At 61.6% G+C, this 331-nt stretch carries 1 protein-coding gene; it reads right to left on the reverse strand.

Going from position 1 to position 331, the window contains the following annotated elements; translation table 11 throughout:
• Positions 1–8: 8 nt before the first annotated feature.
• Positions 9–281 (reverse strand): group II intron maturase-specific domain-containing protein, encoded by a 273-nt coding sequence (locus BQ17_RS24230; protein ID WP_089727823.1) that lies wholly within the window; start codon positions 279–281, stop codon positions 9–11.
• Positions 282–331: the final 50 nt, after the last annotated feature.

The raw sequence follows: 331 nt of genomic DNA on the forward strand, positions 1-331 counted from the left end.
ACCAGCCGTCAGAGCTGCACCAAGCCCAGTTGCTTGTACAGATGTGCATACCAGGTCACCCCTTTTGGTGGCCGATCAGGGCGCTGGCTCCGACGTTTCAGGTGCCCTACCATCCGCTGTTGGAGGAACCAATTCATGGCCCGAAACGCAGGGCGACTCCGACCGTGATCGAAGTCATTGGCCCAGCCGCGGACTTGACGATTGACCGGCGGGATCAGCTTGGGAGCCGGCCCTGTTCCGCACTGATCATTGCACGTAACGGCTCCCGCTCGCGTGCACATGACTTGGCACTGGGGACCCCGTTGAGGAACCGCTTAGCACGCCCGAATCG

Source organism: Candidatus Thiosymbion oneisti (assembly GCF_900092655.1).
Lineage (GTDB): Bacteria > Pseudomonadota > Gammaproteobacteria > Chromatiales > Chromatiaceae > Thiosymbion > Thiosymbion oneisti.

Excerpts from the sequence above, each read along its gene's own strand:
- BQ17_RS24230 (WP_089727823.1), bottom strand. The coding sequence starts at position 281 with ATGTGCACGCGAGCGGGAGCCGTTACGTGCAATGATCAGTGCGGAACA.